The organism is Amycolatopsis sp. CB00013, from assembly GCF_001905755.1.
In the GTDB taxonomy this organism is placed as follows: Bacteria; Actinomycetota; Actinomycetes; order Mycobacteriales; family Pseudonocardiaceae; genus Amycolatopsis; species Amycolatopsis japonica.
The window spans coordinates 130,568-154,899 of sequence record NZ_LIWC01000002.1 but is presented as its reverse complement, the minus strand read 5'-3'; the positions used below and the strand labels follow the sequence as shown (position 1 = coordinate 154,899).

Genomic DNA, 24,332 nt, shown 5'->3' with positions numbered 1-24,332 from the left:
CACTCCCTTTAGCCTTAGGGGTGTGAACAGCACGGAACAGTCTTCCTTCGAGCCCGTGACCGACGCCGACCGCGAGATCATCGCGGAACAGCTCGGCCGGGCACCCCGTGCGCTGCGCGCCGTCGCCGCGCGCTGCCCGAGCGGCCACCCGTCGGTCGTGCAGACCAGCCCTCGCCTCGACGACGGCACGCCGTTCCCCACGCTCTACTACTTGACCTGCCCGAAGCTGACGTCGATGGTCGGCACGCTCGAAGCGTCCGGGCTGATGAAGGAGATGACCGACCGGCTCGCGGAGGATCCCGAGCTGGCGGCCGCCTACCAGCGGACCCACGAGAGCTACCTCGCCGAACGCGACGCCATCGACCCGCTCGGTCACGAGGTCAGCGCGGGCGGGATGCCCGGCCGCGTCAAATGCCTGCACGTCCACCTCGCGCACACGCTCGCCGTCGGCCCCGGCGTGAACCCGTTCGGCGACGAAACCCTCGCGTTGCTGAAGGCGAACGGATGGCCATCGGGCGACTGCCAGGGGTAACACCGGCCGCCGGTGTACAGATAGTTCCTCCAGGCGGGTTAATTCACCCGATGTCGGCCAACTGGTCGTCCTCAATGGGGTGAAACCGGTCACCGCATGCGGCAGGCTGGGTACCAGTCGTGGGTTTGTCGGGGTGGGTGTACCGGATCGCCGAGTCGTGATCCGCCGGGAGGGTTCAGAGGTATGCGCGTGAGGCAGGTGCCAGGCGCGGTCTCCGGTCATGTCCGGAGACTCTGTCTCCGGCACCGCACGATCGCCGCGGTGACCGGAGGTGTCCTCGCCATCGTCCCGGCCGGTGCCGCGGTCGTCGGTACCGGCAGCTGGGCCGCGACGGCGAGCACGATCCACACCGACAACGTCGCCCTCGTCGGCGGCTACGACCCCAAGAACCCGCTGGTCCAGCAGATCGGTGTCGACGGCAGCCTGCCGAACGCGCCGACCCCGCTCCCGCTCCCCGCGGACGAACTCCCCAACGGACCGCTCGGCATCCCGGTCACCGCGCTCGCCGCGTACCGCAACGCCGCCGACATCCTCATCGCCGAACAGCCCGGCTGCCATATCGACTGGGCGCTGATCGCGAGTATCGGCCGCATCGAGTCCAACCACGCGCGCGGCGGGTACGTCGACGCGAAGGGCAACACTCTCGAACCGATCCTCGGCCCGCAGCTCAACGGCGCCGGCCCCTTCGCGGCCATCCCGGACACCGACGGCGGGAAGTTCGACGGCGACACGGTCTGGGACCGCGCCGTCGGCCCGACGCAGTTCATCCCGTCGACCTGGGCCCGCTACGCCTCCGACGGCAACGGCGACGGCGAATCCAATCCGAACAACATCTTCGACGCGGCGCTGGGCACGGGCCGGTACCTGTGCTCCGGCGGTCTCGATCTGTCGAAGCCGGATCAGTTGCGGGCGGCCGTGTTCCGCTACAACAACTCGGACACCTACGTGAACACCGTGCTGATCTGGGCCGAGGCCTACCGCACGGGGGTGCTGCCGACACCGGACAGCAAGGTGCCCATCGGCGCGCCGAACGCCGGTGCCGCTCCGCCGCCCGTGTCGGTGCCGCCGCCTCCGGTGCCGTCGACGCCACCCGGTTCGGTGACGCCGCCGTCGTCGACCTCGCTGCCGCCGAGCAATTCGGGTTCGTCGTCGAAATCCTCGTCGACGACCCCGAAGCTGCCGCCATGCCCGACGGTCACCGAAACGGAGACGCAACCGACTTCGACCACGAGCACGAGTCCGACGACCACGACTCCGACGCCTCCGCCGACCTGCTCTTCGCCGACGACGACCACAACGACGACGACGGTGACGTCATCGACCAGCGGCACCAAGACGCCTTGATCGCGTTGACTACGCTGGCGTCATGCCTCGTGTTGCCGCGATCGACTGTGGGACCAACTCCATCCGCCTGCTCGTCGCCGAGCTGACCCCCCGCCACGACGGGACGGTCGACCTGCGCGACCTGCACCGTGAGATGCGGATCGTCCGCCTCGGCCAGGGTGTGGACGCCACCGGCAAGCTGGCGCCCGAGGCGCTCGAGCGCACCCGCAAGGCGCTGGCCGATTACACGATCGCCGCGCGCCGCAAGGGTGTCGAGAAGGTCCGCATGGTCGCGACGTCCGCGACCCGTGACGCGAGCAACCGCGACGAGTTCTTCGCGATGACACGCGAGGTGCTCGGCACCGAGGCCGAGGTCATCAGCGGCGACGAAGAGGCGCGCCTTTCCTTCACCGGCGCAGTCGGTGAGCAGGATCCCGACGACGGTCCCTTCGTGGTGGTCGACGTCGGCGGCGGTTCGACCGAACTCGTGGTCGGCACCTGGGACGGCCGCCAGGCCGAGGTCATCGCGGCCAAGTCGGTCGACATCGGCTGTGTGCGGATCACCGAACGCGCGCTGAAGTCGGACCCGCCGACCGCGGCCGAAATCGCCGAAGCCCGCGAGCTGGCCGCGAAGGTGCTCACCGAGGCCTTCGACGTCGTGGACGTGTCCACCGCCAAGACGTGGATCGGCGTCGCCGGGACGGTCACGACCCTGACCGCCGTGGCACAGGGCCTGTCGGAGTACGACTCCGAGCGCACGCACCTTTCGAAGCTCTCCCACGCCGACATCGACCGGGTCGCGCAGTCGCTTCTCACGGCCGACCACGCCACCCGCGCCGCGAACCCGGTGATCCACCCGGGCCGGGTCGACGTGATCGGCGGCGGCTCGGTGATCGTGCAGGTGCTGGCGGAGCAGTTCGCCACGCGCGGTGGTCCCGACGAGCTGGTGATCTCCGAGCACGACATCCTCGACGGGATCGCGCTGTCCTTGGCTTGACAGCCGGGTTTTCTCTTACGTGAAGCCATTTCTTTAGGTGATCAAGTGGTGACCTCCAGCCAGGATTGGGCCATTCGGCGCAGCGTCGTTCCTACCAACGTTGTGCTCTAACCGGGTGGTCCCGGAGACCGTCACACATTTGCAACACCAACGCACTGTGATCGCCTTCACCTGTCCCATAGCGTCGTCTCACCTTCTGGGCGGTAGGGCGCGACCAGCGCCCGCCGACAATCCGACGACGAGAGTTGGAGGGGACATGCGGGCTTCACGCGGGTTCTGGGGAGCGACGGCGGTGGTGGCCACGGCGGCCCTGCTGCTGACGGCCTGTGGGGGTGGTGGGTCCGGTGAGAACAAGGGATCCGGCGCCACCGACGCCAACGCGTCGGTTTCGGTCTACGGCACCGAGCCGGAGAACTCGCTGATTCCCGCCAACACCAACGAGCTCGGCGGGTCCAAGGCCCTCAAGCCGGTCTTCTCGGCGCTGGTCGGCTACAAATCCGACACCGCCGAGCCGTACAACCTGATGGCCGAATCGATCAACACGACCGATTCCAAGGTCTTCGACATCAAGATCAAAAAGGGCTGGAAGTTCCACGACGGGACCGAGGTCAAGGCCAAGAACTTCGTCGACGCCTGGAACTACAGCGCGAACGGCAAGAACGGCATGCAGAACGCGTCGTTCTTCGAGCAGATCCAGGGCTACGACGAGATCAGCGCCAAGGAACCGGCCGTCAAGGAGATGTCCGGGCTCAAGGTCGTGAACGACTACGAGTTCCAGGTCACCCTCAAGGGCCCGTTCTCGGTGTTCGCCACCAAGATCGGTTACCTCGCCTTCGCGCCGCTGCCGGACAAGTTCTTCGCCGACCCGGAGGCGTTCGCCAAGGCCCCGATCGGCAACGGCCCGCTGAAGTTCGTTTCGCGCACGCCCAACCAGAACATGAAGCTCACGCGGTACGACGAGTACCAGGGCGAGGACAAGGTCAAGTTCAAGGACCTGGAAGTCCGCATCTACACCAGCCAGGAGACCGCGTACCAGGATCTGCTGAGCAACCGCCTCGACTTCATGGAGGCGCTCCCGCCCGCGGCGAAGGCCGGTGGCAAGTACAAGACCGACCTCGGTGAGCGTCTGGTCGAAGGGAAGCTGCTCGGCATCAGCGCGCTCGCCCTTCCCTACTACGTCCCGGGTTACAACAACCTCGATCTGCGCAAGGCGATCTCGCTGGCCATCGACCGCGAGCAGATCGTCAAGACCGTCATGAACGACACCTACGCGCCCGCCGACGGCTACGTGTCGCGCGGTATCGAGGGCTACCGGCCCGGCGTCTGCGGCGAGTTCTGCAAGTTCGATCCGGTGAAGGCCAAGGAGTTCTTCGCGAAGTCCGGTTTCACCGGCAAGCTGACCATCGCCTCGAACGCCGACGGTGGCCGCAAGGAGCCGCTGGTCGCGGCGTGCAACAGCATCAAGAACGCGCTCGGCGTCGAATGCGACTTCGTGCCGGCGACCGACTTCGGGCAGTGGCGCAGCATCGTCAACAACCGCCAGCTGACCGGTATGGGCCGCTCCGACTGGTCCGCCGACTACCCGTCGATCGAGAACTACCTGAACCCGCGCTACAAGAGCACCGGTTCGTCGAACGACTCCACGTACAACAACCCGGCCGTCGACGCGCTGCTGACCCAGGCGGACCAGACCGCCGACAAGGCGGCCGCGATCAAGCTGTACCAGCAGGCCGAGGACCTGATCGCGAAGGATCTGCCGCAGATCCCCGTGTGGGAAGAGAAGGGTGTCGGCGGCAAGTCGAACCGGCTCAAGGTCGCGAAGCTCGACTTCGGTCGTCTCGCGGACTACTCGTCCATCGAGGTCGCGGCGAAGTAATCGCGTGGTCGTGCCGGCCGGGAGCGCACCGCTCCCGGCCGGCCGGACCCACGGCTCCCACCACGCGATCCCCAGGACGGCACGCCCATGCCCCAGTACATCCTTCGACGACTACTTCAACTCATCCCGGTCTTCTTCGGCACGACGTTCCTCATCTACGCCCTCGTGTGGGCGGTGCCCGGTGACCCGTTCGCCGGCAAATGCGGCCAGGTCGCCTGCCCGCCCGCCTACATCGAGATGATGACGGCGAAGTTCAACCTCGACGATTCGATCTTCGTCCAGTACTTCAAATACCTCGGCAACCTGTTCACCGGCGACTGGGGCGAGACCTTCAACGGTGTCTCGGTCGGCGAGCTGATCGGCAACGCCTATCCGGTGACCGTCCGGCTCGCCCTCATCGCGGTGGCCATCGAAGCGATCATCGGCCTGTCCGCCGGCATCCTGACCGGCCTGCGCGGCAAGGGTTTCCTCGACAACCTCGTGCTGATGTCCACCACGTTCTTGATCTCGATCCCGGTGTTCGTCACCGCGATCGTGCTGCAGATCGTCCTCGGTTCGGAACTGGGCATCATCGACGCGAGCGTGTCCGAGGACGCCACGATCGGCGAACTGATCGTGCCCGGAATCGCGCTCGGCAGCCTTTCCATGGCCTACATAGCCCGGCTGACCAGAACGAGCATCGCGGAGAACCGGCACGCCGACTACGTCCGCACGGCCGTCGCGAAAGGACAGCCGCGCAGCCGGGTCGTCGGCGTGCACCTGCTCCGGAACTCGGTGATCCCGGTGCTGACCTTCATCGGCACCGACATCGGCGCGCTCATGGGCGGGGCCATCGTCACCGAAGGCGTGTTCAACATCAACGGCATCGGCGGGCTCATCTTCCGCGGTATCCAGAACCGGGAGGGCGCCACCGTCACCGGCGTCGTCGTCCTGCTGGTGATGGTCTACCTGCTGGTGAGTCTCATCGTCGACCTGCTCTACGCCGTTCTCGACCCGAGGATCCGTTATGACTGACCCCAATGTGGCCGGCGGGGTGTCCTCTGTGGACGTCGCGAGCGCCGGTGTCGCCGACGATTCCGCGGTGGCGCACAAACCGCGCAGTCTCGGCGGCGACGCCTGGCGGATGTTGCGCAAGCGGCCGTCGTTCATCATCTCCGCCGTCATCATCGCGCTCGTCGTGCTCATCGCGATCGCGCCGGACCTGTTCAGTTCCCGGCCCGCCGGGTTCAGCGATCTGCTCCACGCCAACGAAGGACCGTCCGCGGACGCCTGGTTCGGTTACGACAACCAGGGTTACGACGTCTACGCGCGGACCATCCACGGCGCGCGGGCGTCGCTGCTGGTCGGGGTCTTCGCGACGATCCTGACGATCCTGATCGGCTCGGTGGTCGGGATCGTCGCCGGGTACTACGGCCGTCTCGTCGACAGCCTGTTCTCGCGGGTGGGCGACATCTTCGCGGCGCTGCCGTTCGTGCTCGGCGCGATCGTCATCCTGACCACGTTCAACGCGCCCGGCTCGAATCCCGGCGTGGTCACCATCATCGTGCAGGTGGTCGTCTCGATCGCCGCGCTGAGCTGGCCGGTGGCGATGCGCATCATGCGGTCGGCGACGCTGGTGGCCAAACAGCTCGACTACGTCAAGGCCGCGCGCGGTCTCGGAGCGAGCACGCCGCGCATCGTGTTCCGGCATCTGCTGCCCAACACGGTCGCGCCGGTGCTGGTCTACGGGACCATCGCGCTCGGCGCGTTCATCGGCGCGGAAGCGACACTGGCGTATCTCGGTGTCGGCGTGCGGCCGCCGGTCGTCTCGTGGGGCGTGATGATCAGCGACGCGCGGGACTACTTCCGGGTGAATCCGCATATGCTGTTGTTCCCCGCCGGGTTCGTGACCATCACCGTGCTCGCTTTCGTCATGCTCGGTGACGGGATCCGCGACGCGCTCGACCCGAAGGCCCGGTGATCGGCCGTGACCGACGAATTGCTGCTGGAAGTGGAAGACCTCCACGTCGAATTCCGCACCTCCGACGGGGTCGCGACCGTGCTCAACGGGGTCGACTACTCCGTGCACGCCGGGGAAACCCTTGCCGTGCTGGGAGAATCGGGCTCCGGTAAAAGTGTCACGGCGCAGACGGTGATGGGCATTCTCGACAGCCCGCCCGCCGTCGTCACCGGTGGTGCCGTCCGGTACCGCGGTGAGGATCTGCTCACCGCCACCGAAGAGCGGCGGCGTGAAGTGCGGGGCGGGGAGATCGCGATGATCTTCCAGGACGCGCTGTCGGCGCTGAATCCCGTGTTCACCGTGGGCTTCCAGATCGAGGAACAGCTGCGGGTGCGGCTCGGTATGTCCAAAAAGGACGCGCGCAAACGGGCGATCGAACTGCTCGACATCGTGCGCATCCCGGCGGCCGCCCGCCGGGTCCGCGAGTATCCGCACCAGTTCTCCGGCGGGATGCGGCAGCGCGCGATGATCGCCATGTCGCTCGCGCTCGACCCGGATCTGCTGATCGCGGACGAACCGACGACCGCTCTCGACGTCACCGTGCAGGCCCAGATCATGGACCTGCTGGCGGAGATCCAGGCCGAACGGCGGATGGGGCTGATCCTGATCACCCACGACCTGGCGGTGGTCGCCGAGGTCGCCGACCGGATCGCCGTGATGTACGCGGGCCGGATCGTCGAACAGGCCGACGTCACCGAGTTGTTCCGCTCGCCGGGGCATCCCTACACCGAGGCACTGATGGCCTCGCTGCCGCGGCTCGACCTCAAAGGACAGACGCTGGAGACCATCAAGGGCCTGCCGCCGAGCCTGCTGAACGTGCCGCCCGGCTGCCCGTTCCATCCGCGCTGCCCACGGGCGGAAAGCCGGTGCGAGACCGAACGGCCCGCCCTGCACAGTCTCGGTTTCGGCCGGGTCAGCGCCTGCCACTTCGCCGACGAGGTGGTGATCGGCCGTGTCTGAGCCCATTCTGCGGGTCGAGAATCTGGTGAAGTATTTCCCGGTGCGGGCGGGGATCCTCTTCAAACGCACCATCGGGCACGTGAAGGCCGTCGACGGTGTCTCTTTCGACCTGATGCCGGGGGAAACACTCGGCGTCGTGGGGGAGTCCGGCTGTGGCAAGTCCACGCTGGCCCAGGTGCTGATGCGGCTGGAGGAACCCACGGGCGGGCTCGCGACCTTCGAAGGCCGCGACATCTTCGCGTTGCGGGGAGCGGAACTGCGGAGGCTGCGGCGCGAGATCCAGATCGTGCTGCAGGATCCGTACACCTCGCTGAACCCCAGGATGACGGTCGGCGACATCATCGGCGAACCCTTCGAAATCCACACCGAGGTGGCGCCGAAGGGGTCGCGGGCGGCGAAGGTGCGGGAGCTGCTCGACGTCGTCGGGTTGAACCCCGAGCACATCAACCGCTATCCGCACCAATTCTCCGGCGGGCAGCGTCAGCGCATCGGGATCGCGCGGGCGCTGGCGTTGCGGCCGAAGGTCATCATCTGCGACGAACCCGTTTCCGCGCTGGACGTTTCGATCCAGGCGCAGGTGATGAACCTGCTCGGTGAACTGCAGAAGGAATTCGGCCTTTCCTATGTGTTCATCGCACACGATCTGTCCGTTGTCCGTCACCTTTCCACGCGGGTCGCGGTGATGTATCTCGGCAAGATCGTGGAAATGGGGACGGAAGAGGAGATCTACGAACATCCGTCGCATCCCTATACGCAGGCACTGCTGTCCGCGGTGCCGGTCGCGGATCCGGCGTTACGCGGGCAGCGGCAGGTGATCCGCCTGGAAGGCGACGTGCCGAGCCCGCTGGATCCGCCGTCCGGCTGCCGGTTCCGCACGCGCTGCTGGAAGGCGCAGGACATTTGCGCCGATCAGGAACCCGAATTGATCACCCGGTCCGGTGGGCATTTGTCCGCCTGTCATTTCGCGGAGGAGAAAACCGTCGTCCCCTGACTTTCGTAGGGACTTCGTTGATACGTGATGGACAGCTGACGTAGTTTGCACGAATAGCATTCTTCAGGAGGCAGGAAGTGAAAAAGCCAAGATCTCTCGTGATCGCGCTCGCGGTACCGCTGTTCGGTGCAATCGTGGCCGCGCCGACGGCTTCCGCGCAGCCGCAGCTTTCCGGTGCGGCGACCGAATTCTCCGTACTGGCCCGTGAAGGCCAGAGCGTGGCCTCGGTGGAAAGGGCGATCCGCGCCGCCGGGGGCACCGTCGTGACGAGCAACGCCGCGGTCGGCCTGATCACCGCGACCGCGCCCGCCAACGGTTTCGCCGAGCGGGTCTCCGCGGACCGCGCGGTTTTCGGTGCCGCCAAGGCGAAGGCGATCGGCACCGCGCCGAAGCAGGGCAAGGCGAAGGTCAAGCCGGGTGTCGTCGAGAAGGAGGGCCGCGGCGCCGCCTCGGCCACGAAGCCGGTCGAAGCGAAGACCGTCGGCATGGACCCGCTCGACGATCAGCTCTGGGGACTCAAATCCGTCCGGTCGGACCTTTCGCGTACCAAGCAGCCGGGTGACAAGCGGGTGAAGGTCGGCGTCATCGACACCGGTGTCGACGGCAGCCACCCGGACATCGCGCCGAACTTCGACCGCGCCGCGTCGCGGAACTTCACGAAGGACATCGTCTCCGACGTGAACGGCGGCGTCGTCGACGGACCGTGTGAATTCCGCGGCTGTGTCGACCCGGTTGACCACGACGACAACGGCCACGGCACGCACGTCGCCGGCACCATCGGCGCCGCCGCGAACGGTTTCGGTGTCTCGGGTGTCGCCCCGAACGTGACGCTGGTGAACCTTCGCGCCGGGCAGGACTCGGGCTTCTTCTTCCTGCAGCCGACCGTGGACGCGATCACCTACGCCGGCGACGCCGGTGTGGACGTCGTGAACATGAGCTTCTTCACGGACCCCTGGCTGTACAACTGCACCGCGAACCCGGCGGACACGCCCGAGCAGCAGGCCGAGCAGCGCACCATCATCGAGGCGACCACCCGCGCGCTGAACTACGCGCACCGCAAGGGCGTCACGCAGGTCGTCTCGCTGGGCAACCAGCACAGCGACCTGGCCGCCCCGCAGCCGGACGCGTCGAGCCCGGGCTACCCGTCGAACAGCACGCACCCGCGGCAGATCGACAACGCGAGCTGCCTCTCGCTGCCCATCGAAGGCCCGCACACGATCGGCGTCTCCTCCTTCGGCCCGTCGCAGGCGAAGGCGGACTACTCGAACTACGGGACCGAGCAGATCTCGGTGTCCGCGCCCGGTGGCTACTTCCGTGACTACTACGGCACCCCGTGGTTCCGCACGGTCGAGAACCAGATCCTCTCGACCTACCCGCGCAACGTCGGTGTCGCCGAGGGCATGATCGACGCGGACGGGAACGTCACGCCCGACGGTGTCACCGCCGGTGTCAAGAAGGCGACCGCCGCCGACGGCCGCGTCGGCTACTACCAGTGGCTGCAGGGCACGTCGATGGCGTCGCCGCACGCGACGGGTGTCGCGGCGCTGATCGTTTCGCAGTACGGCAAGGGTTCGCGCGATTTCGGGATGAACCCGGACGCCGTGCAGCGGGTGCTCGAGGGCACGGCTTCGGACATCGCCTGCCCGACGCCGCGGACCGTCGACTACCTGAAGGAAGGCCGGGACGCGTCGTTCACCGCGACCTGCACCGGTGACGCTTCGTTCAACGGCTTCTACGGTCATGGTGCCGTTGACGCCTGGTCGGCCGTGACGCGCGGTTCGGAGTTCCTGCGCGGCTGATCTTCGGTCCCTAGAGTGCTATGAAAGGTCCTTTCCTTGCAAAATTTGCAAGGAAAGGACCTTTCATAGCATGTGCGGGGGTGGATCGTTAGGCGGCTCGATCGGTGCGGACCACAGTGACATCAGGTCTCGGGCGTCGCGCCGCTGCGTCGGCCGCGGCACGGAGTTCTGCGATTACCTTCTCCGGTTCGTCGCGAATCCGAGACGGCAAGGTCTGGACGACGATGATCCCCGCAGCCGCATAGCGATTGTTGCGGTGAAGGGTCTTCCGGTAGACGTCCCTGCCGAAGTGGAAGGCATACGAATCGACTTCCCATGCCATGCCGAGCTCGTCGCACCATGAATCCGGCTTGCCGATGTAGTTGCCGAAGGCGTCGTAGATCTTGACGTTCCGCTCGGCAGGCGGCAGTCCCGCTTTCTTCCAGATCGCGAGCGATGCCGCTTCAGGGACAGACTTGACATCGGCGGCGAGCTCTCGGAGCACGGCGCGAGGGAGAGCTGTTCCTCGCCTGCTGCCGGATTCGAGCTCGGCGCTCAACTCGTCTACTGTGCAGAGGCCCGTCTCGATGGCTTCGATGAGCAGAGCGCGAACCGGGTCGAGATCTCGGATGCGCCTTACGCCATCCAAGACGGCTCGAGCCGGTGCCGCCAGCGGTACCCCTTCGATCACGCGGCGTTCCGGCATCGCGATCGTTCGTTCGATGATCGCGAACTTGACGCTTCGCACCTTGCGCTGTTGTGGAATGAGTACATGGACGGTCCCATGAGGGCCGGACTGCCGTAGTCCGTATCGTCGTGCGGCCTCGAAGCCGGTGATGATTCCCCTGGAGTCAGTGAGCATCAGCGCGGCTTCTACTCGTTGCCGCGCGCTTGGCTGCTCTTTCGAGAGAAGGACGATGCCTGGTAGCAGGTGAGTCCACCGTCCACCAGGCTGACATCTTCGATACGACGTGCTTTGCGTGACCCCGAGTTGCTCCAGGGTCGCCACGCGGATGACGCCGTGTCGACTGTGTTGACGTAGGTATGAGTCCGTTTGTGGAGCTCGTGATAGGTACATGCCGACACAGTGACCGGCAGGCCCGACAAAATTCGATCCCGCACTGCCATGAAAGGTCCTTTCCTTGCAAATTTTGCAAGGAAAGGACCTTTCATGGCATCTGTGGTCAGCGACGTGGCCGAGGGTGGCTACTTTCCCGAAGCGGCCTTGATGAACTTAGCCAGGTCCTTCGCCTGCCGCACCCGCGACTCCTCGTGCACGTACATCATGTGCCCGGCCGGGTAGTACGCCGTGTCGATGTTCTCCCGCAGTTCCTCGGGAATCTGCAGCCGCGCCAACACGTGCTCCGAAGCGAAGTACGGCGTCGCGCCATCGTAGTGACCGAAGGCGACATGCACCCGAAGGTGCGGGTTCGCCCGCATGGCCGAAGCGAGCGAGTCCACAGAGGACACCGAGCGACCCTCGAAGTCCGAGTACGACCAGGCCTTGAAGACGTCCGTCGAGAGGATTTCGTACGGCAGGTCGTTCTCGTAGCCGAGTTCGGCTCGCACATAGTGGTTGAGCCCGCCCGTGTAGGCGCCGATGATCCGCGAGATCGACGGATCGTCGCTCATGTGCTCGCGTCCGCCGTCGGGCTCCCAGGTGGTGAACCGGCCGTCCATCCGGCCGACAACCAGGCCCTTGTCACGCAGCAGTTCGGTGAAGTACCGGACGTGCTCGATCCGCAGGTTGACCCGGTCCACATAGGACTCACTCAGTCCGGTCAGCGAAGCGAGCGTCGCCACCGCTTCCGCGCGGTCCTGTGTGGACAGACGGGCGCCGCGGGCGAGGGCCCAGGGGAGTTCCTTGGCCGCGAAGTCCTCGGCGTCGGCGAGGACGTCGTCGAGCGGCCGGTCGCCGTGGAGCCCATGGTAGTGCGCGATCGCCGCGTACGTCGGCACGTAGAGCGAGTACGGCAGGTCGTTGCCCTCGGTGAACCGCAGCGTGCCCAGGTCCAGCACGGACGAGATCAGCAGGAGCCCGTTGAAGTACATCCCGTGGCGTTCCTGCAGATGCGACGCCAGCCCGGCCGCGCGGAGCGTGCCGTACGACTCGCCTGCCAGGAACTTCGGCGACAGCCAGCGCTGTTTGCGCGAGACCCACAGCCGGATGACCTCGCCGATGGACTCGATGTCGGCGGTGTACCCGTGGTACTCCTTGGCCGCCTCGCCGTCCACGGCGCGGGAATAGCCGGTCGACACCGGGTCGATGAACACCAGGTCGCTGTGCGCCAGCAGGGTTTCCTGGTTGTCGGTCAACCCGTAGGGCGGCGCGACCGGGTCGTCGACATCGCCCGAAAGCACGCGGCGCGGGCCGAGCAGGCCCATGTGCAGCCAGACACTCGCCGAGCCGGGCCCGCCGTTGAACGCGAACGTGACCGGGCGCGAGCCGGGCTCCGCGTCGTCGAGCGTGTAGGAGGTCAGGAACACCTCGGCCTTGGCCTTGTGGCCCTCGGATTTGCCGTCGGTGATGACCTCCTTCCGCAGCACGATCCGCCCGGTCTGAGCCGTGTAGGCGAGCTTCTTGCGCTTGAGCGTCAGCGTGTGCTTCGTGGTGACCAGGTCGTCGGTCGGCTCGACCTTGGTTTCCACCGACGGGGTGTCCTTCTCGTCGGTGACCTTCGAATCGGGATTCGTGTCCGGCATGCCTCCAACTTACTGGCAGTCTGTAGGAGTGGACATCGTCACGGCGCATGATCGCCCGAGCACGCCGGGGCAGGCGATCGAGATCCAGGAAACCCTGCGTGGCCTGGTCGATCTCGAGGATCGCTGTCCACAAGAGATCGTCACGGTCACCGGGCTGGACGTCGCGTACGACGAGGACAGCGGCCTGATCGCCGCGGCCGCCGTCACCCTCGAAACCTCCGGATTCCGCGTCGTGGAAAAGCGATCGGTCGTTTCCCGGGTTTCGTTCCCGTACGAACCGGGCCTTTTCGCCTTTCGCGAGCTTCCTCCGCTGCTCGACGCCCTCCGCGCGCTCGATCACGTCCCGGATCTGCTGGTCTGCGACGGGCACGGCCTGGCGCACCCGCGCCGGTTCGGGCTCGCCTGCCACGTCGGGGTCGTGACGGGCCTGCCGTCCATCGGGGTCGGCAAGACCCGGTTCGTCGGCGAACACGACGAACCCGGCGGCACCCGTGGCTCGCGGGCACCCCTGCTGGACGGGGGCGAGGTCGTCGGCGCGGTCCTGCGCACCCAGGACGACGTGAAGCCCGTTTACGTCTCCGTCGGTCACAAGATCTCGCTGGAGAACGCGTGCCGCCAGGTGCTGCGGCTGGCACCGTCGTTCCGTCAGCCGGAGACGACCCGGCACGCCGACCGCCTCGCCCGAGACACCCTGAAAGAAGCGTTATGAGGTTCCGTTCGCTCGCCGAACTCGACGCCGAGGTCGTGGACTGCCGTGCCTGCCCGCGGCTGGTCGCCTGGCGTGAGGAGATCGCCGTGGTCAAGCGGGCGGCGTTCGCCGGCGAGACCTACTGGGCCCGGCCGGTGCCCGGCTTCGGCCCGCCGGACGCGTCACTGGCCATCGTCGGACTGGCTCCCTCGGCGCATGGCGCGAACCGGACCGGCCGCCTGTTCACCGGCGACCCGTCCGGTGACGTTCTCTTCAAGGCGCTTCACCGGGTCGGGGTGGCGTCACAGCCGACCTCGACCCATATAGGTGACGGGCTCGAGCTGCGTGGCACCCGGATGGTCTCCCCGGTGAGATGCGCGCCACCCGCCAACAAGCCCACACCTGAGGAACGGGAGACCTGCCGATCGTGGCTCGCGGCCGAACTCACGTTGCTGAAACCGACACTGAAGGCCGTCGTGGTGCTCGGCGCGTTCGGCTGGCAGGCGTTGCTGCCGGTGCTCGCGGAGGCGGGCTGGCCGGTGCCCGCGCCACGCCCGAAGTTCGGCCACGGGGTGGAAGTGGAACTCGGCGACCTGCGCCTTTTCGGCTGTTACCACGTGTCGCAGCGCAATGTCCAGACCGGCCGCCTGACGCTTGACATGGTGTGCGACGTCCTGGCCTCCGCGACCTCGGCGGCCGGCCTGAACTGAATCGGTGCGGAAACCGTGGCGACGCTGGTCACAGCCGGATGGGGTCTGCGAGCGATCTCAGCAGATGGGTGCGACTATAGGAATATGGCTGGTGTTAAGTCGGAACCGACACGGATCCTCGTCCTTGGTGGTGGGTACGTCGGGCTCTACACGGCGTACGGGCTCCAGAAGATGCTCCGGGCCAACGAAGCGTCCGTGACGGTCGTTGATCCGCAGCCGCACATGACCTATGCCCCCTTCCTGCCCGAGGCGGCGGCCGGTGCGATCGAACCGCGGCACGTGGTCGTGCCGCTGAGGCGCGTGCTCAAGCGCTGCCACGTGCTCACCGCGCGCGTGACGAAGATCGAGCACGAGCGCAAAGCCGTGACGGTCGAGGCCGCCGACGGGCACGTCGAGCAGCTGAACTACGACGTCCTCGTGGTCGCCCTCGGCGCCGTCGCGCGCATCCTGCCGATCCCGGGCCTGGTCGAAGAAGGTATCGCCTTCAAGACCATCGGCGAGGCGATCTACCTGCGCAACCACGTCATGACGAAGCTGGACGAGGCCGCCAGCACGCTCGATCCCGAGCAGCGCAAGCGCCTGCTGACGTTCACCGTCGTCGGCGGCGGGTTCGCCGGTATCGAAGCGCTCGCCGAACTCGAGGACATGACCCGGTTCGCGGTGGAGAACTACTACCCGAACCTCAAGGTCGAGGACATCCGCTGGGTGCTCGTCGAGGCCGCCGGGCGGATCCTCCCCGAGGTGCGCGAGACGCTCGGTGTGTACACCGTCGAGCAGCTCGAGAAGCGCGGCATCGAAGTCTATTTGTCGACAGCGGCGAAGTCGTTCGAGAACGGCCACGTCGTGCTCTCGGACGGCACCGAATTCGACACCGACACGATCATCTGGACCGCCGGCGTGAAGGCGAACCCGGTGCTCGCCAGCTCGGACCTGCCGCTGGACAAGCGCGGCCGGGTCGAGGCCACCGCCGCGATGCAGGTCGTCGGGCACCCCGACGTCTGGACCGCCGGTGACAACGCCGCCGTGCCGGACCTCTCGCGTACCGAGCAGGACCCGACCGCCACCTGCCCGCCGAACGCGCAGCACGCCGTGCGCCAGGCGCGTCTGCTGTCGAAGAACATCATCAAGGTGATCCGCGGCGGCAAGCCGAAGGACTACTACCACAAGAACCTGGGTGCGGTGGCCAGCCTCGGCCTGCACAAGGGTGTCGCCGACGCGCTGAACCTGAAGATCAAGGGCTTCCCGGCCTGGCTCTTCCACCGCGCGTACCACCTCAAGGCGATGCCGACGTGGAACCGCAAGATCCGCATCCTGTTCGACTGGATGCTCGGTGGCCTGTTCCGGCGCGAGGTCATCTCGCTCGGCCAGATCAACAACCCGCGCGAAGAGTTCGACCGGCTGTCGAAGTCCTGATTTCGTAGTTCCGTGAAGGCCTCCTTCCCTACCTTGAACGTAGGGAAGGAGGCCTTCACGGCGTTTAAGGTGTGCCGGTGCAGGCATTCCGGAAGTTGAAGCCGCCCATCCAATCCGCCCTTCCCCGGCCGGGGCTGACCCCGCTCGAACTCGCCCACGACCTCGTGGAGCGGATCGAACAGGGGACGAAGTACGCGCGGATCCGCAAACGCCGGTTCCGGACGAGGTCGGTCATCCTGCGGGTACTGGCGCTGCTGCTGTCTGCGACCTCGACGATCATCCTCGGATTGCAGAATCTGAATCCGTGGACGGGGACGGCGTTCGCGCTGGTCGCCGTCGTCACCGTGGTGAACGTGCTCGAACCGTTCTTCGCGTGGCGTTCGCTGTGGGTGCTGATGGAAGAAGGCCAGTACAAGTTCTACCGGCTGCGTGACGAGCTGACCTACTACATCGCTTCGACGCCGCCCGAAGAGCTCGATCAGGCCGTGTTGCGCGAGAGATTCGACCAGTACCAGGCGATCTGGGACCTCGTCGGGAACAGCTGGCTGAAGTATCGCCAAGCCGACAAGGCGAACTAGGTCATCGCCTCGGTTGTGGCATCGCCTAGGCTGACCCGTGCCCCGGTAGCCCAACTGGCAGAGGCAGTCGACTTAAAATCGACACAGTGCGGGTTCGATCCCCGTCCGGGGCACCAGACATGTCCTATCCAAACCACGCCCGACGAGCGAGAGCTCGCTGGGCGTGTTGCGTTGTGCACGTTCCGTAATGTTTGTGCGTGTCTTGAATGCCGCCCGTCGCGCTTCTGTGAGTTGCGCGCTGCCAGTCCTGGCGGGGAGGTGCCTAGCTTCTGCGGCGGTCTGCGCGGGTGAGGTGGCCTCTTCTGCTGACGTGTTGGGCAGGTGCACCATTGTGCCGACCTCCAGCAGAGCGGCAAACGGCTCCGTCAGCTCGACGCCTTCTACGGCGCCGTCTGCGCCGATGTAGAGCTTCTCAAAGAAGCCTCGGTTGATCTGCCGTCGGATGTTGCTTGGTGCACCGAGATATGCCTTCTCGCAGTGGCTGGCGGCAGCTAGAGCGCGGGTAAGGGTGGCTTCTGTGTCGGTTGCGGTCGTCTTGGCGGCTTTGATCTCGGTCTCAGCTTCAGTCAGAGCGCGTGTTAGACGCTTCATCTCGCTTCCCAGTAGATCCTGTGGGATGGCGCCAGCGTAATGAGCATGGAGCAGCTTCTGACGTTCGTCTGTCAGCAGATCCTTGCGCTTGTTGGCACGCGCCAGGCCGCGGTTTGCCTCTTGGCGCTGGGCGGTGAGCTCTTCGTAGACACTGGCTTGTATCTGTTCGGCATGCTCAGGCCGGATGCGGAACTGGCTGTAGAAGGCGGCGATACCATCCTCGATGCGTTCTAGCCGCACTCCAGGGCGGATACAGTTGTTTGCTTTGGTCTTCTTCTTTACGCAAAAATAGTACACGTAGGTTCCGCCGTTGCCTTTGTTGCGTGAGTAAACAAGGCGTCCGCCGCATTCTGAGCAGTAGATAGTTGAGCGTAGGTAATGATTGTGAATCCGATCTCTCTCGCCCGTCTGATTGTGAGCCGCGAGAGTGTGCTGGACGGCTAGCCAAACGTCCGGTTCAACGAGAGTGGCATGTTTTCCCTCGTAGTGAATTCCCTGGTATGGCACAAGTCCCATGTAGTAAGGGTTGGCCAGTATGTGGTACATGGTTGTGAGTGCGATGGGCTTACTGGGACGGGCAGGCGTGGGCCTGCTGGTAAGCCCTTTGGCTCTTGCGGCAAGCGTGAGGTCGATTGCGCTCCACTCTCCGGTTGAGTAGGCCTCAAAGCACCAGCGGATGATCTCGGCTCGTTCTGTGTCAAGGTCAACCCATGAAAACTGAACGCCATCACGAATCTCGCGACGGTTAATGTAGCCCAAAGGGGCTCGGTACGGAGTGCCACCTTCTTCTGCCTTACGCACTAGGCCTTTCATGACCTCCTGAGCGAGGTTGGCAGAATAGAACTGAGCAATCTCGGCCATCAGGCCGTAAAGTAGCTTTCCGCTGGGCGTGTCATCTACGTTTTCAGTGCAGGATATGAGCTTGACGCCATGCTTCCGCAAGAGCAGATTAATGGCAATGTCGTCTTCGCGATTGCGTGCCAGTCTGTCAATTTTGTGAACGTACACATAGGTTGGGTGGGTTTTCTTGATGTCGCTAAGCATTCGTTGTAGGTCGTCGCGCTGAGCTGAACGTGCTGACTCACCTGCATCGACGTACTCGTCGAGGATTGTGACGCCCATTTGCGCCGCCCTGGCGTGACAGGCTTCGCGTTGAGCCGGAATAGAGTAGCCTTCTGCGCCTCCGCCAGTACGAGCTTGCTCCTTGGTGCTAACGCGCAGATAAATAAGCCCAGTTTCTGCGTTAGACGGATTTGTGGCGTTGTCTCCAGTTTGAGTGCTGAGCTGTTGGATGCGTTGAATAGCAGCTAAGGCAAGCTGTTTTTCAGGGATGGTCGATTCTGTTTCGGTGTGATCGTGGCTGGCAGACATGAGTGCCTCCTTCCTGTTTTGATGTTCCTGTCTAATTCAATTGGTCGTCTTGTGCGTGGTCTTGAGAGGGGGTCACAAGCTGCACCGAGCCGATGTAGCTAATTAGCTGTCGGATGTTTTCATCCACTTCCCGATGTGGCAGTGAGGCGATTTCTAGCCGTGATCCAGCCTTGCCAATCGCCCAGGCTGCCTCGGCGTAGCGGTTCATGCTGTCGGAAATGCTGCGGTGGTCGTGAGCGATAATGTAGTGTGGCGGCGTTCCAGCCAGCTGCTTGAGGAGTCCAGAGAATCCAGGGCGCTCTTCAGGTTTGCCGTCGTCGCACCGGTCGATATATTCAGCGGTAACAATGAGGCCGAGCTGCTCTGCTCGACGTTCGCAGGCTGCTCGCTGGAGCTCAATGGCTCGTTTGGCCAACTGGGGATCCCATTCATTGACGCGTAGGTAAAATGCGGCCGTGTGTACTGGTTCTATAACCATGAGGGGGTCTCCTTTTGGCTTCAAAGAGCCAAGAACGTTATTTACATAATCATTTTCTCAGTCTTTTTAGGAAGTGCCAAGAGAGGAAATCCTGTCCTAATTTCTATGGTTTCGTGCGGGATAGCCCCAAATGGCGAAGTATTCACCATTTGGGGCCAGGCCGAGTGGCTTACTCGGCTGCTTTGCGCCCTCGGGTTGCCGGGGGCTTGGTTTCGGCGACTTCGGCCGGGTCGGTGCCGAACAGGCCCTGAATGGCTCCGGCCCTGGCTTCGGCTTCCCGCTGGATCGCCTCCAGGGCAGCGGTTGCTCGCTGGGCGAAGTCCGGCTCAGATCGCTTGGTCTCGACGTACAGCTCCACTGCCCGCAGCGTGGCGTCGTTGAGCGAGATGCCATCCAGCTGAGCGATCAAAGTGAACTGAGCGTGCAGCTCAGCACCTACTTTTAGGCCGAGCGTCTTGACGCCTTTGGGATCGGTCATTGGTGACCTGCCTCCTCGGTGTTGGTGTGACCGCTCTAGGTCCGCGCACAGCGCGCGGAGCGGTGGCTAGAGCGACCACAGGCCACCGACGAGTGGCCCGGACCGGGCGGCAGCTCACGCTGCCCGGTCCTGTTCGGCGCGCCAGGTCGCAAGGCGCTGCTTGGCGAGCGCGGCGTAGTCTGGGTTGAGCTCGATCCCGATCCAATCCCGGCCGTACATCTCAGCGGCGACCGCTGAGGTTCCGCTGCCGAGAAAGGGATCCAGCAGGATGCCGCGCCGCCAGGTGGTGTGCGGGCAGACGGGTTCCAACGGACCAGTAGCCAGCCAGCGGCCGTCATGGAGCCGTTCAGCTCGTCGCCAGGGGCGGTCGCAGGTGGCACAGACTCTTTCAGGACAGCCCGCCAGGATTGGCCGTCGAATCAGCTCGACGGGGTAGCTGGCCCAGTGCGCTCCCCGGTAACTGCCGGTTGATACAGACCAGACAGAGCCCGGATTCTTGCCAAGGGGATGACTAGTGAGTCCGGCGGATTTCATCCGTGCCAGGCCGTGGTTGAGGTCCACTCGGGGACTCGTGCCACCGCCGAGGGCGGGGACGGCTTCGCGCGGCAAGTAGGCCTGAGCCGTCTTGCGAGCAGGACCCGTGGCCGCGGTTTTGGCGGGTTCGCGGCAGGCATCAAGGTCGAAGTGATAGTGCGACTGCCGGACGAGGTGGAAGAGCACTTCGTGATTCGGCGTGAAGCGATCTCGTGCCGAACTGGGGGTCGGGTTGGGCTTGTGCCACACAATCTGCGACCGGAGCAGCCAACCGGAGCGAGTCAGGAGCAGGGCGACCCGCGACGGACCAAGCAGCAAGCTCTTCTTGGCCGCGCCTTCCTTGGGGTGACGGGAGTAGCCGTCTCCGAGGACCAGCCACAGCGAACCAGTCGGCGTCAGGACACGGGCCACGTCGCTACAGATGGCGGCGATCTGGGCGGCCCAGTCGTCCACCGTGGCCTCCGCACCGATCTGATCCTTGTGGCCGTAATTCCTGAGGTTCCAGTACGGCGGACTCGTCACCACGCAGTCCACTGAGGAATCGGGGAGTTCAGCCAGGCGCTGGCGGACATCGCCAATGAGAATCTGCCCGGTGGGTACCTGCCGCGTCATATCGCGGCGCTCGGACCCGCTCACGCTTCGACCTCAACTGGTGCCGTCAGGAGCGCCGGTCCGTCTTCTTGCAGCGCCACCGTGAAAAGGTGGCGATACTCCGTCTCAAGATCCGCGATTACCTCCTCAAGCTGCCGTTGGCGGTGCTCGCTGGGGACGAGCCAGAGCACGACCGGGAAGATGCCGCGCCGACCTTGTTCGACGCCGCTGTTGAAGTAGTGGATGACGCTTGCGCACTTCCGCCGAACGGATGGCAGGCTTTCAGTGGCCATGTCCATCTCGATCAGGGCGTGGCGTTCGAACTCGCCGACACCGACGTGCACGTAGGCGTCCGGTTTGAGGGTGATCGGCACACCCATGGGACCGGGATAGGGCCGCCAGCAGGCGGGTTCACCGTCAAAGGTCACCAGGTCCACCGCGCTTGGGCGGCTGCGTTCGGTCAGACTCACGGCAAGCTCCGTGACGGCGAGGACATGACGAGCGAAGTGCGGCTTGGTCTCCCAGACCCGCCGCCGTCTCCGGCCGTAGGGACCTTGAACGTTCAGCACCGCCAGGCCCAAGCCGGACAAGCCGTAGATGTGGGCGGAGCTGCCAGAGCGGGTACCGCCGACGGTGCGCGCCATCCGCACCACCAGCCGCAGGTCTGACAGGCGCTGCAAGAGGGCACGAGTGCGCCGGGTCCGTGTGCGGGCTGAGCCGTCCGGGACATGGAGCCGTTGGAGATGCCGCGAGGTGGCCAGCCGGAGCTGGTAGAGCGTCTTCAACACTTCAAGGTCGCGGTCACTGAGTCGTTCGCGCAGGCGCCCGGCCCGGCCGCGTGTGGTGGTGTGGTCAGTCATAGGGCACCTCCTGACGGGTAGACACTCGGTGGTGGTTGGTTGAGGTTCCGCGTGGCCAGGGCGAAGGCGTAGAGCCAGGGAGCGGCAGGGCGATCGGTAGGCGCCGGAGTGACGCCGGAGCACCTCACGCCGGCCTCCGTCGAGTCGCCACCGGGGCGGCTGGGCCAGAGCCTCCCCCGTACCAACGACGAACCAGAGCTTCATCCAGAGCGTCACCGTCGGCGGCGTATCGGTCGCGGCTCATGTGTCGCAGCTTGGCCGCGTCGTTCGTTGCCGGGCCGAGTGGCAACGTCTTGACCGCGAACGGTGGCGTCATGGCTGAGTCGATGAGCAGGCGAACACAGGCTTGGAACGCACCGAGGCGCAGCACGTCATCCGGGGTGACGGGCGAGCCAAAGACCGTCGCGAGCGCCCGGGCGTCATCGTCGGAGGGCCGAAACGCGAGCCGGGACCGGGCATTAGCCGTTACGGCTGCTTGCAACTGCGGGCTGAGCTGTCCGAGGTGCTGGTGGGCCGCTGTGAATGACACCCCAAGGCCCCGGCACTGCGACAGGATTTCGCCCATGTCGAGTGCGCCGACGTAGTCCTGAAACTCGTCGACCACGAGACTGACCGGGAACCGGGCCGCCACAGGCAACGTGGCACGCCGTTGCGCTGCCATCCAGGCGGATTGCAAGATCAGCATGCCAAGCAGCCGACTCGCCTCCGGACCCATGAGGCCCCGGTTGGCGTTGACGAGCACGATGCGCGGACCGCGCAGGAACAGATCATCGAAGGAGAACTTCGGCTCAGGCTGCGCCACGAGGTGCCTCAAGCTGCGACGAGCGAGGAAGGCAGCCAGCTTGTTCCGGACGGGAGCTACGACTTGCTGAGCTTCACCCGCCGACAATGAGTCGAACCAGGCCCACCAAGGTCCAAGCACGACGGGATCGCTGACTTTGGCGAGTGCCGATCTTCTGAAACTGGGGTTCGACAACAGGATGGGTATGTCAGCCAAGGAGCCATCTGGCAGCCGGGCCGCGGTGAGGGCAGCGTGAAAGATCACGTCCCCGCTTCTCGGCCCGATGGCGGAGCCGTACAGCGACCGCAGGAGGCCCGCAAGTTCGTCCGCCCGTTGCTCGGCTTGGTGCAGCGGCCCGACGAGCGGGTTAACGCCGACCTGATCCCCTGCCGACGGATCGATGATCACGAGATGGCCCCGCCGGTGCTTCGGTAGGCGCTCGATGATCTCCGTGACCAAGTCGCCGCGTGGCTCGAGCACCAGGACGCCGTGCCCTGCTTCGGCGTCCGAGAGGACCATCTGCGCCAGGGCCGTACTTTTGCCACTACCTGTGGGGCCAACCACTTGGAGGTTGTGGAGACTGGTTGCGAGTGGCATTCGAACCAGACTGCCGTGATCTGCAGGGTGGAGGCTTACGCCCAGGACGCGGCCGGCGGGTTCGGCAGTCTCCGGCTCGGCTACCACCGAACGAGGCGGCGGTGCCAGCTGCGTTGCCCGGCCCGCTACCTCAACCGAGCCGAGCGGCCAGCCCAGCAGCGCGCCCAGCTCTGCCGAACTGACCACCGACGACCACGTGACAGTCGGCTGGATGACAGCCTCCACCGCTCGCGCGCTTCTCGTCGTTGCCTTGCCGGTGCGCACCGCGCACTGCGGGCTGTTAGCCAGTGCCAGGGCAGCCGCGACTGACCGGATGAGACTGTGAGCCCGCCGCGGACTGGCGGCCCGGGCGGCGATCCGGGCTCTTACGCCAAAGAGTGCTTCGCCGGTCTTGACCTTCCAAGCCTGGTGCTCGGTGGCAGTCGGTGAGCTCGGCGGCTGCAGGCCGAGGGCTTCGGCCACCCGGTACGGCTGCGGGCGGCGTGCCCGCTGATATGACGGCCCGATCAGCCACTGCAAGGTAAGCACCTCGCCGGGCTTCAGTTGGTCCGCGAGTGCCAGCACACCAGCACTGACGCTTTCGGCCGTGTCGAGCCGGATCGGGAAGACGTAGCTGGATAACCGCACCTCCGCACCCAAGGTCGGCGTAAGGCGTGCCGGACTATCCAGCGTCACGACCTCAAGACCGGGTAGATGAGCCCGCAGTCCAGCGGTGAAGCGACGCGGCAACCGCTCGTCCACTCCCAGCCGCCAGCGCACGGCGCCTGGCTGAAGCTCGGTTTCGGCCACGACCACGGGTGTTCGCTTCAGGAAGCCCACGTGCGGACGGCTAGCCAGCGGTCGCAAGAGCCGCGTCACGTCGTCAAGACCGACGCCACGCGGCGGAAAGAGTTCGTGCCAGGCAAGGTTAGTCATGCGCTGCCTCCGAACTGACCGCCGTGTCGCCGTTGGCTGCGCCCGGATTAGGGGTGTCGACTGAGAGCCGCTCCCGCTGCAGCTCGTGACGGCCGAGGGCAATCGCCGCCCTCGCTAAACGCTGGATACTGGGGTGCACCTTCTCCTCGGCGGTGACCTTGATCTGTTGATTTGAACGTGGCTCGGACATAGAAAACCCTCCTCTCGGGACGAGCTCGAAACGAGGGTTTCACCGGCCGCATTTAAGACGCCTATGCTACTTGACTCGTAGCACGGATAGCGTGAAAATAAGCGAACGCAGCTCCCCTTAATTTCGAGGGTTATTGTTGTGTAGCAACCTGGACCAACGCCGCTCGCGCGACAGATGCGCAGCAGATTCCACATCGATCTGCGCATCCTTTAGCCTTGCGGCAGGCCCAGGGCTTTTATTATTCCGGAGTACTCACACCGGGAACAACCGACTTTTCCACACCTAACCGAGCGCCGGTAGCCTGTTCTTACAGAGAAACACCAGACGAAAGCAGGGCTAGAAATCAGGTAATTACCATGGTTTAACTGAGATCGTCCTGTTTAGGGGCAGGTGATCGC

At 65.2% G+C, this 24,332-nt stretch carries 22 protein-coding genes, 1 tRNA gene and 1 pseudogene; 15 read left to right on the top strand and 9 right to left on the bottom strand.

The genetic code is table 11. The features are described 5' to 3' along the window. The first annotated feature begins 22 nt into the window (after positions 1-22). From AMK34_RS10620 to AMK34_RS10580, 9 genes are all read left to right on the top strand, one after another. Positions 23-532: a DUF501 domain-containing protein gene (locus tag AMK34_RS10620; RefSeq protein ID WP_073844919.1), complete on the top strand. Its 510-nt coding sequence runs from the start codon at positions 23-25 to the stop codon at positions 530-532. 183 nt (positions 533-715) lie between these two features. After that, positions 716-1,876: a lytic transglycosylase domain-containing protein gene (locus AMK34_RS10615; protein ID WP_073844917.1), complete on the top strand. Its 1,161-nt coding sequence runs from the start codon at positions 716-718 to the stop codon at positions 1,874-1,876. 22 nt (positions 1,877-1,898) lie between these two features. Then, positions 1,899-2,852 (top strand): Ppx/GppA phosphatase family protein, encoded by a 954-nt coding sequence (locus AMK34_RS10610; protein WP_037342450.1) that lies wholly within the window; start codon positions 1,899-1,901, stop codon positions 2,850-2,852. Positions 2,853-3,108: 256 nt separating this feature from the next. After that, entirely contained in the window at positions 3,109-4,728 is a 1,620-nt protein-coding gene (locus AMK34_RS10605) for a peptide ABC transporter substrate-binding protein (protein WP_016337271.1), read from the top strand. Between the two features lie 87 nt (positions 4,729-4,815). Then, positions 4,816-5,742 (top strand): ABC transporter permease, encoded by a 927-nt coding sequence (locus AMK34_RS10600; protein ID WP_016337270.1) that lies wholly within the window; start codon positions 4,816-4,818, stop codon positions 5,740-5,742. After that, positions 5,735-6,688, top strand: a complete 954-nt coding sequence (locus tag AMK34_RS10595; protein WP_038508285.1) for an ABC transporter permease — start codon at positions 5,735-5,737, stop codon at positions 6,686-6,688. Before AMK34_RS10600 ends, AMK34_RS10595 begins: the two co-directional genes overlap by 8 nt. Positions 6,689-6,694: 6 nt before the next feature. Then, on the top strand, positions 6,695-7,687 hold the full coding sequence (locus AMK34_RS10590; protein ID WP_073844915.1) for an ABC transporter ATP-binding protein: 993 nt from the start codon (positions 6,695-6,697) through the stop codon (positions 7,685-7,687). Beyond that, a complete protein-coding gene (locus AMK34_RS10585) occupies positions 7,680-8,678 on the top strand; it encodes an ABC transporter ATP-binding protein (RefSeq protein ID WP_037340729.1) in 999 nt (332 codons plus the stop codon). Before AMK34_RS10590 ends, AMK34_RS10585 begins: the two co-directional genes overlap by 8 nt. Before the next feature lie 77 nt (positions 8,679-8,755). Further along, on the top strand, positions 8,756-10,477 hold the full coding sequence (locus AMK34_RS10580) for a S8 family serine peptidase (RefSeq protein WP_073844913.1): 1,722 nt from the start codon (positions 8,756-8,758) through the stop codon (positions 10,475-10,477). 88 nt (positions 10,478-10,565) lie between these two features. Here the strand turns inward: AMK34_RS10580 and AMK34_RS10575 are convergent, their stop codons facing one another. Further along, complete coding sequence (locus tag AMK34_RS10575; protein WP_241832748.1) at positions 10,566-11,465, bottom strand: hypothetical protein; 900 nt, start codon at positions 11,463-11,465, stop codon at positions 10,566-10,568. A 197-nt stretch (positions 11,466-11,662) separates the two neighbouring features. Then, positions 11,663-13,159, bottom strand: coding sequence for a S10 family peptidase (locus AMK34_RS10570; protein WP_073844911.1), 1,497 nt, complete (start codon positions 13,157-13,159; stop codon positions 11,663-11,665). 28 nt (positions 13,160-13,187) lie between these two features. On the opposite strand from AMK34_RS10570, the gene AMK34_RS10565 reads away from it, so the two are divergent. The 6 genes from AMK34_RS10565 (at position 13,188) to AMK34_RS43430 (ending at position 17,373) form a co-directional block, all read left to right on the top strand. Beyond that, positions 13,188-13,868 (top strand): endonuclease V, encoded by a 681-nt coding sequence (locus AMK34_RS10565; RefSeq protein WP_073844909.1) that lies wholly within the window; start codon positions 13,188-13,190, stop codon positions 13,866-13,868. Beyond that, a complete protein-coding gene (locus AMK34_RS10560) occupies positions 13,865-14,557 on the top strand; it encodes a uracil-DNA glycosylase (RefSeq protein WP_073844907.1) in 693 nt (230 codons plus the stop codon). Before AMK34_RS10565 ends, AMK34_RS10560 begins: the two co-directional genes overlap by 4 nt. A gap of 84 nt (positions 14,558-14,641) precedes the next feature. Next, positions 14,642-15,970, top strand: a complete 1,329-nt coding sequence (locus tag AMK34_RS10555) for an NAD(P)/FAD-dependent oxidoreductase (RefSeq protein WP_005155795.1) — start codon at positions 14,642-14,644, stop codon at positions 15,968-15,970. 77 nt (positions 15,971-16,047) lie between these two features. Next, complete coding sequence (locus tag AMK34_RS10550; RefSeq protein ID WP_228688245.1) at positions 16,048-16,548, top strand: DUF4231 domain-containing protein; 501 nt, start codon at positions 16,048-16,050, stop codon at positions 16,546-16,548. Positions 16,549-16,587: 39 nt separating this feature from the next. Beyond that, positions 16,588-16,664: transfer RNA gene (locus tag AMK34_RS10545), tRNA-Leu, on the top strand. A gap of 520 nt (positions 16,665-17,184) precedes the next feature. Beyond that, complete coding sequence (locus AMK34_RS43430) at positions 17,185-17,373, top strand: hypothetical protein (protein WP_241832747.1); 189 nt, start codon at positions 17,185-17,187, stop codon at positions 17,371-17,373. 30 nt (positions 17,374-17,403) lie between these two features. Here the strand turns inward: AMK34_RS43430 and AMK34_RS43425 are convergent. From AMK34_RS43425 to AMK34_RS42215, 7 genes and pseudogenes are all read right to left on the bottom strand, one after another. Beyond that, positions 17,404-18,510: pseudogene (locus AMK34_RS43425) on the bottom strand (recombinase family protein); the annotation flags it as partial. 31 nt (positions 18,511-18,541) lie between these two features. Next, entirely contained in the window at positions 18,542-18,988 is a 447-nt protein-coding gene (locus AMK34_RS10520; protein ID WP_073844903.1) for a recombinase family protein, read from the bottom strand. Positions 18,989-19,157: 169 nt separating this feature from the next. Beyond that, on the bottom strand, positions 19,158-19,466 hold the full coding sequence (locus AMK34_RS10515; protein ID WP_143202411.1) for a hypothetical protein: 309 nt from the start codon (positions 19,464-19,466) through the stop codon (positions 19,158-19,160). A gap of 114 nt (positions 19,467-19,580) precedes the next feature. Further along, positions 19,581-20,636, bottom strand: a complete 1,056-nt coding sequence (locus AMK34_RS10510; protein ID WP_241832746.1) for a DNA-methyltransferase — start codon at positions 20,634-20,636, stop codon at positions 19,581-19,583. Further along, a complete protein-coding gene (locus tag AMK34_RS10505; protein ID WP_073844902.1) occupies positions 20,633-21,451 on the bottom strand; it encodes a replication-relaxation family protein in 819 nt (272 codons plus the stop codon). Before AMK34_RS10505 ends, AMK34_RS10510 begins: the two co-directional genes overlap by 4 nt. A 124-nt stretch (positions 21,452-21,575) precedes the next feature. Next, positions 21,576-23,744 (bottom strand): type IV secretory system conjugative DNA transfer family protein, encoded by a 2,169-nt coding sequence (locus tag AMK34_RS10500; protein ID WP_073844900.1) that lies wholly within the window; start codon positions 23,742-23,744, stop codon positions 21,576-21,578. Then, on the bottom strand, positions 23,737-23,934 hold the full coding sequence (locus tag AMK34_RS42215; RefSeq protein WP_083649829.1) for a hypothetical protein: 198 nt from the start codon (positions 23,932-23,934) through the stop codon (positions 23,737-23,739). Before AMK34_RS42215 ends, AMK34_RS10500 begins: the two co-directional genes overlap by 8 nt. Between the last annotated feature and the right edge of the window lie 398 nt (positions 23,935-24,332).

Excerpts from the sequence above, each read along its gene's own strand:
- AMK34_RS43430 (WP_241832747.1), top strand. The coding sequence starts at position 17,185 with ATGGAGCAGCTTCTGACGTTCGTCTGTCAGCAGATCCTTGCGCTTGTT.
- AMK34_RS10500 (WP_073844900.1), bottom strand. The coding sequence starts at position 23,744 with ATGACTAACCTTGCCTGGCACGAACTCTTTCCGCCGCGTGGCGTCGGT.
- AMK34_RS10515 (WP_143202411.1), bottom strand. The coding sequence starts at position 19,466 with ATGACCGATCCCAAAGGCGTCAAGACGCTCGGCCTAAAAGTAGGTGCT.
- AMK34_RS10605 (WP_016337271.1), top strand. The coding sequence starts at position 3,109 with ATGCGGGCTTCACGCGGGTTCTGGGGAGCGACGGCGGTGGTGGCCACG.
- AMK34_RS10600 (WP_016337270.1), top strand. The coding sequence starts at position 4,816 with ATGCCCCAGTACATCCTTCGACGACTACTTCAACTCATCCCGGTCTTC.
- AMK34_RS10610 (WP_037342450.1), top strand. The coding sequence starts at position 1,899 with ATGCCTCGTGTTGCCGCGATCGACTGTGGGACCAACTCCATCCGCCTG.
- AMK34_RS10595 (WP_038508285.1), top strand. The coding sequence starts at position 5,735 with ATGACTGACCCCAATGTGGCCGGCGGGGTGTCCTCTGTGGACGTCGCG.
- AMK34_RS10560 (WP_073844907.1), top strand. The coding sequence starts at position 13,865 with ATGAGGTTCCGTTCGCTCGCCGAACTCGACGCCGAGGTCGTGGACTGC.
- AMK34_RS10570 (WP_073844911.1), bottom strand. The coding sequence starts at position 13,159 with ATGCCGGACACGAATCCCGATTCGAAGGTCACCGACGAGAAGGACACC.
- AMK34_RS10505 (WP_073844902.1), bottom strand. The coding sequence starts at position 21,451 with ATGACTGACCACACCACCACACGCGGCCGGGCCGGGCGCCTGCGCGAA.
- AMK34_RS10520 (WP_073844903.1), bottom strand. The coding sequence starts at position 18,988 with ATGGTTATAGAACCAGTACACACGGCCGCATTTTACCTACGCGTCAAT.
- AMK34_RS10555 (WP_005155795.1), top strand. The coding sequence starts at position 14,642 with ATGGCTGGTGTTAAGTCGGAACCGACACGGATCCTCGTCCTTGGTGGT.
- AMK34_RS42215 (WP_083649829.1), bottom strand. The coding sequence starts at position 23,934 with ATGTCCGAGCCACGTTCAAATCAACAGATCAAGGTCACCGCCGAGGAG.
- AMK34_RS10615 (WP_073844917.1), top strand. The coding sequence starts at position 716 with ATGCGCGTGAGGCAGGTGCCAGGCGCGGTCTCCGGTCATGTCCGGAGA.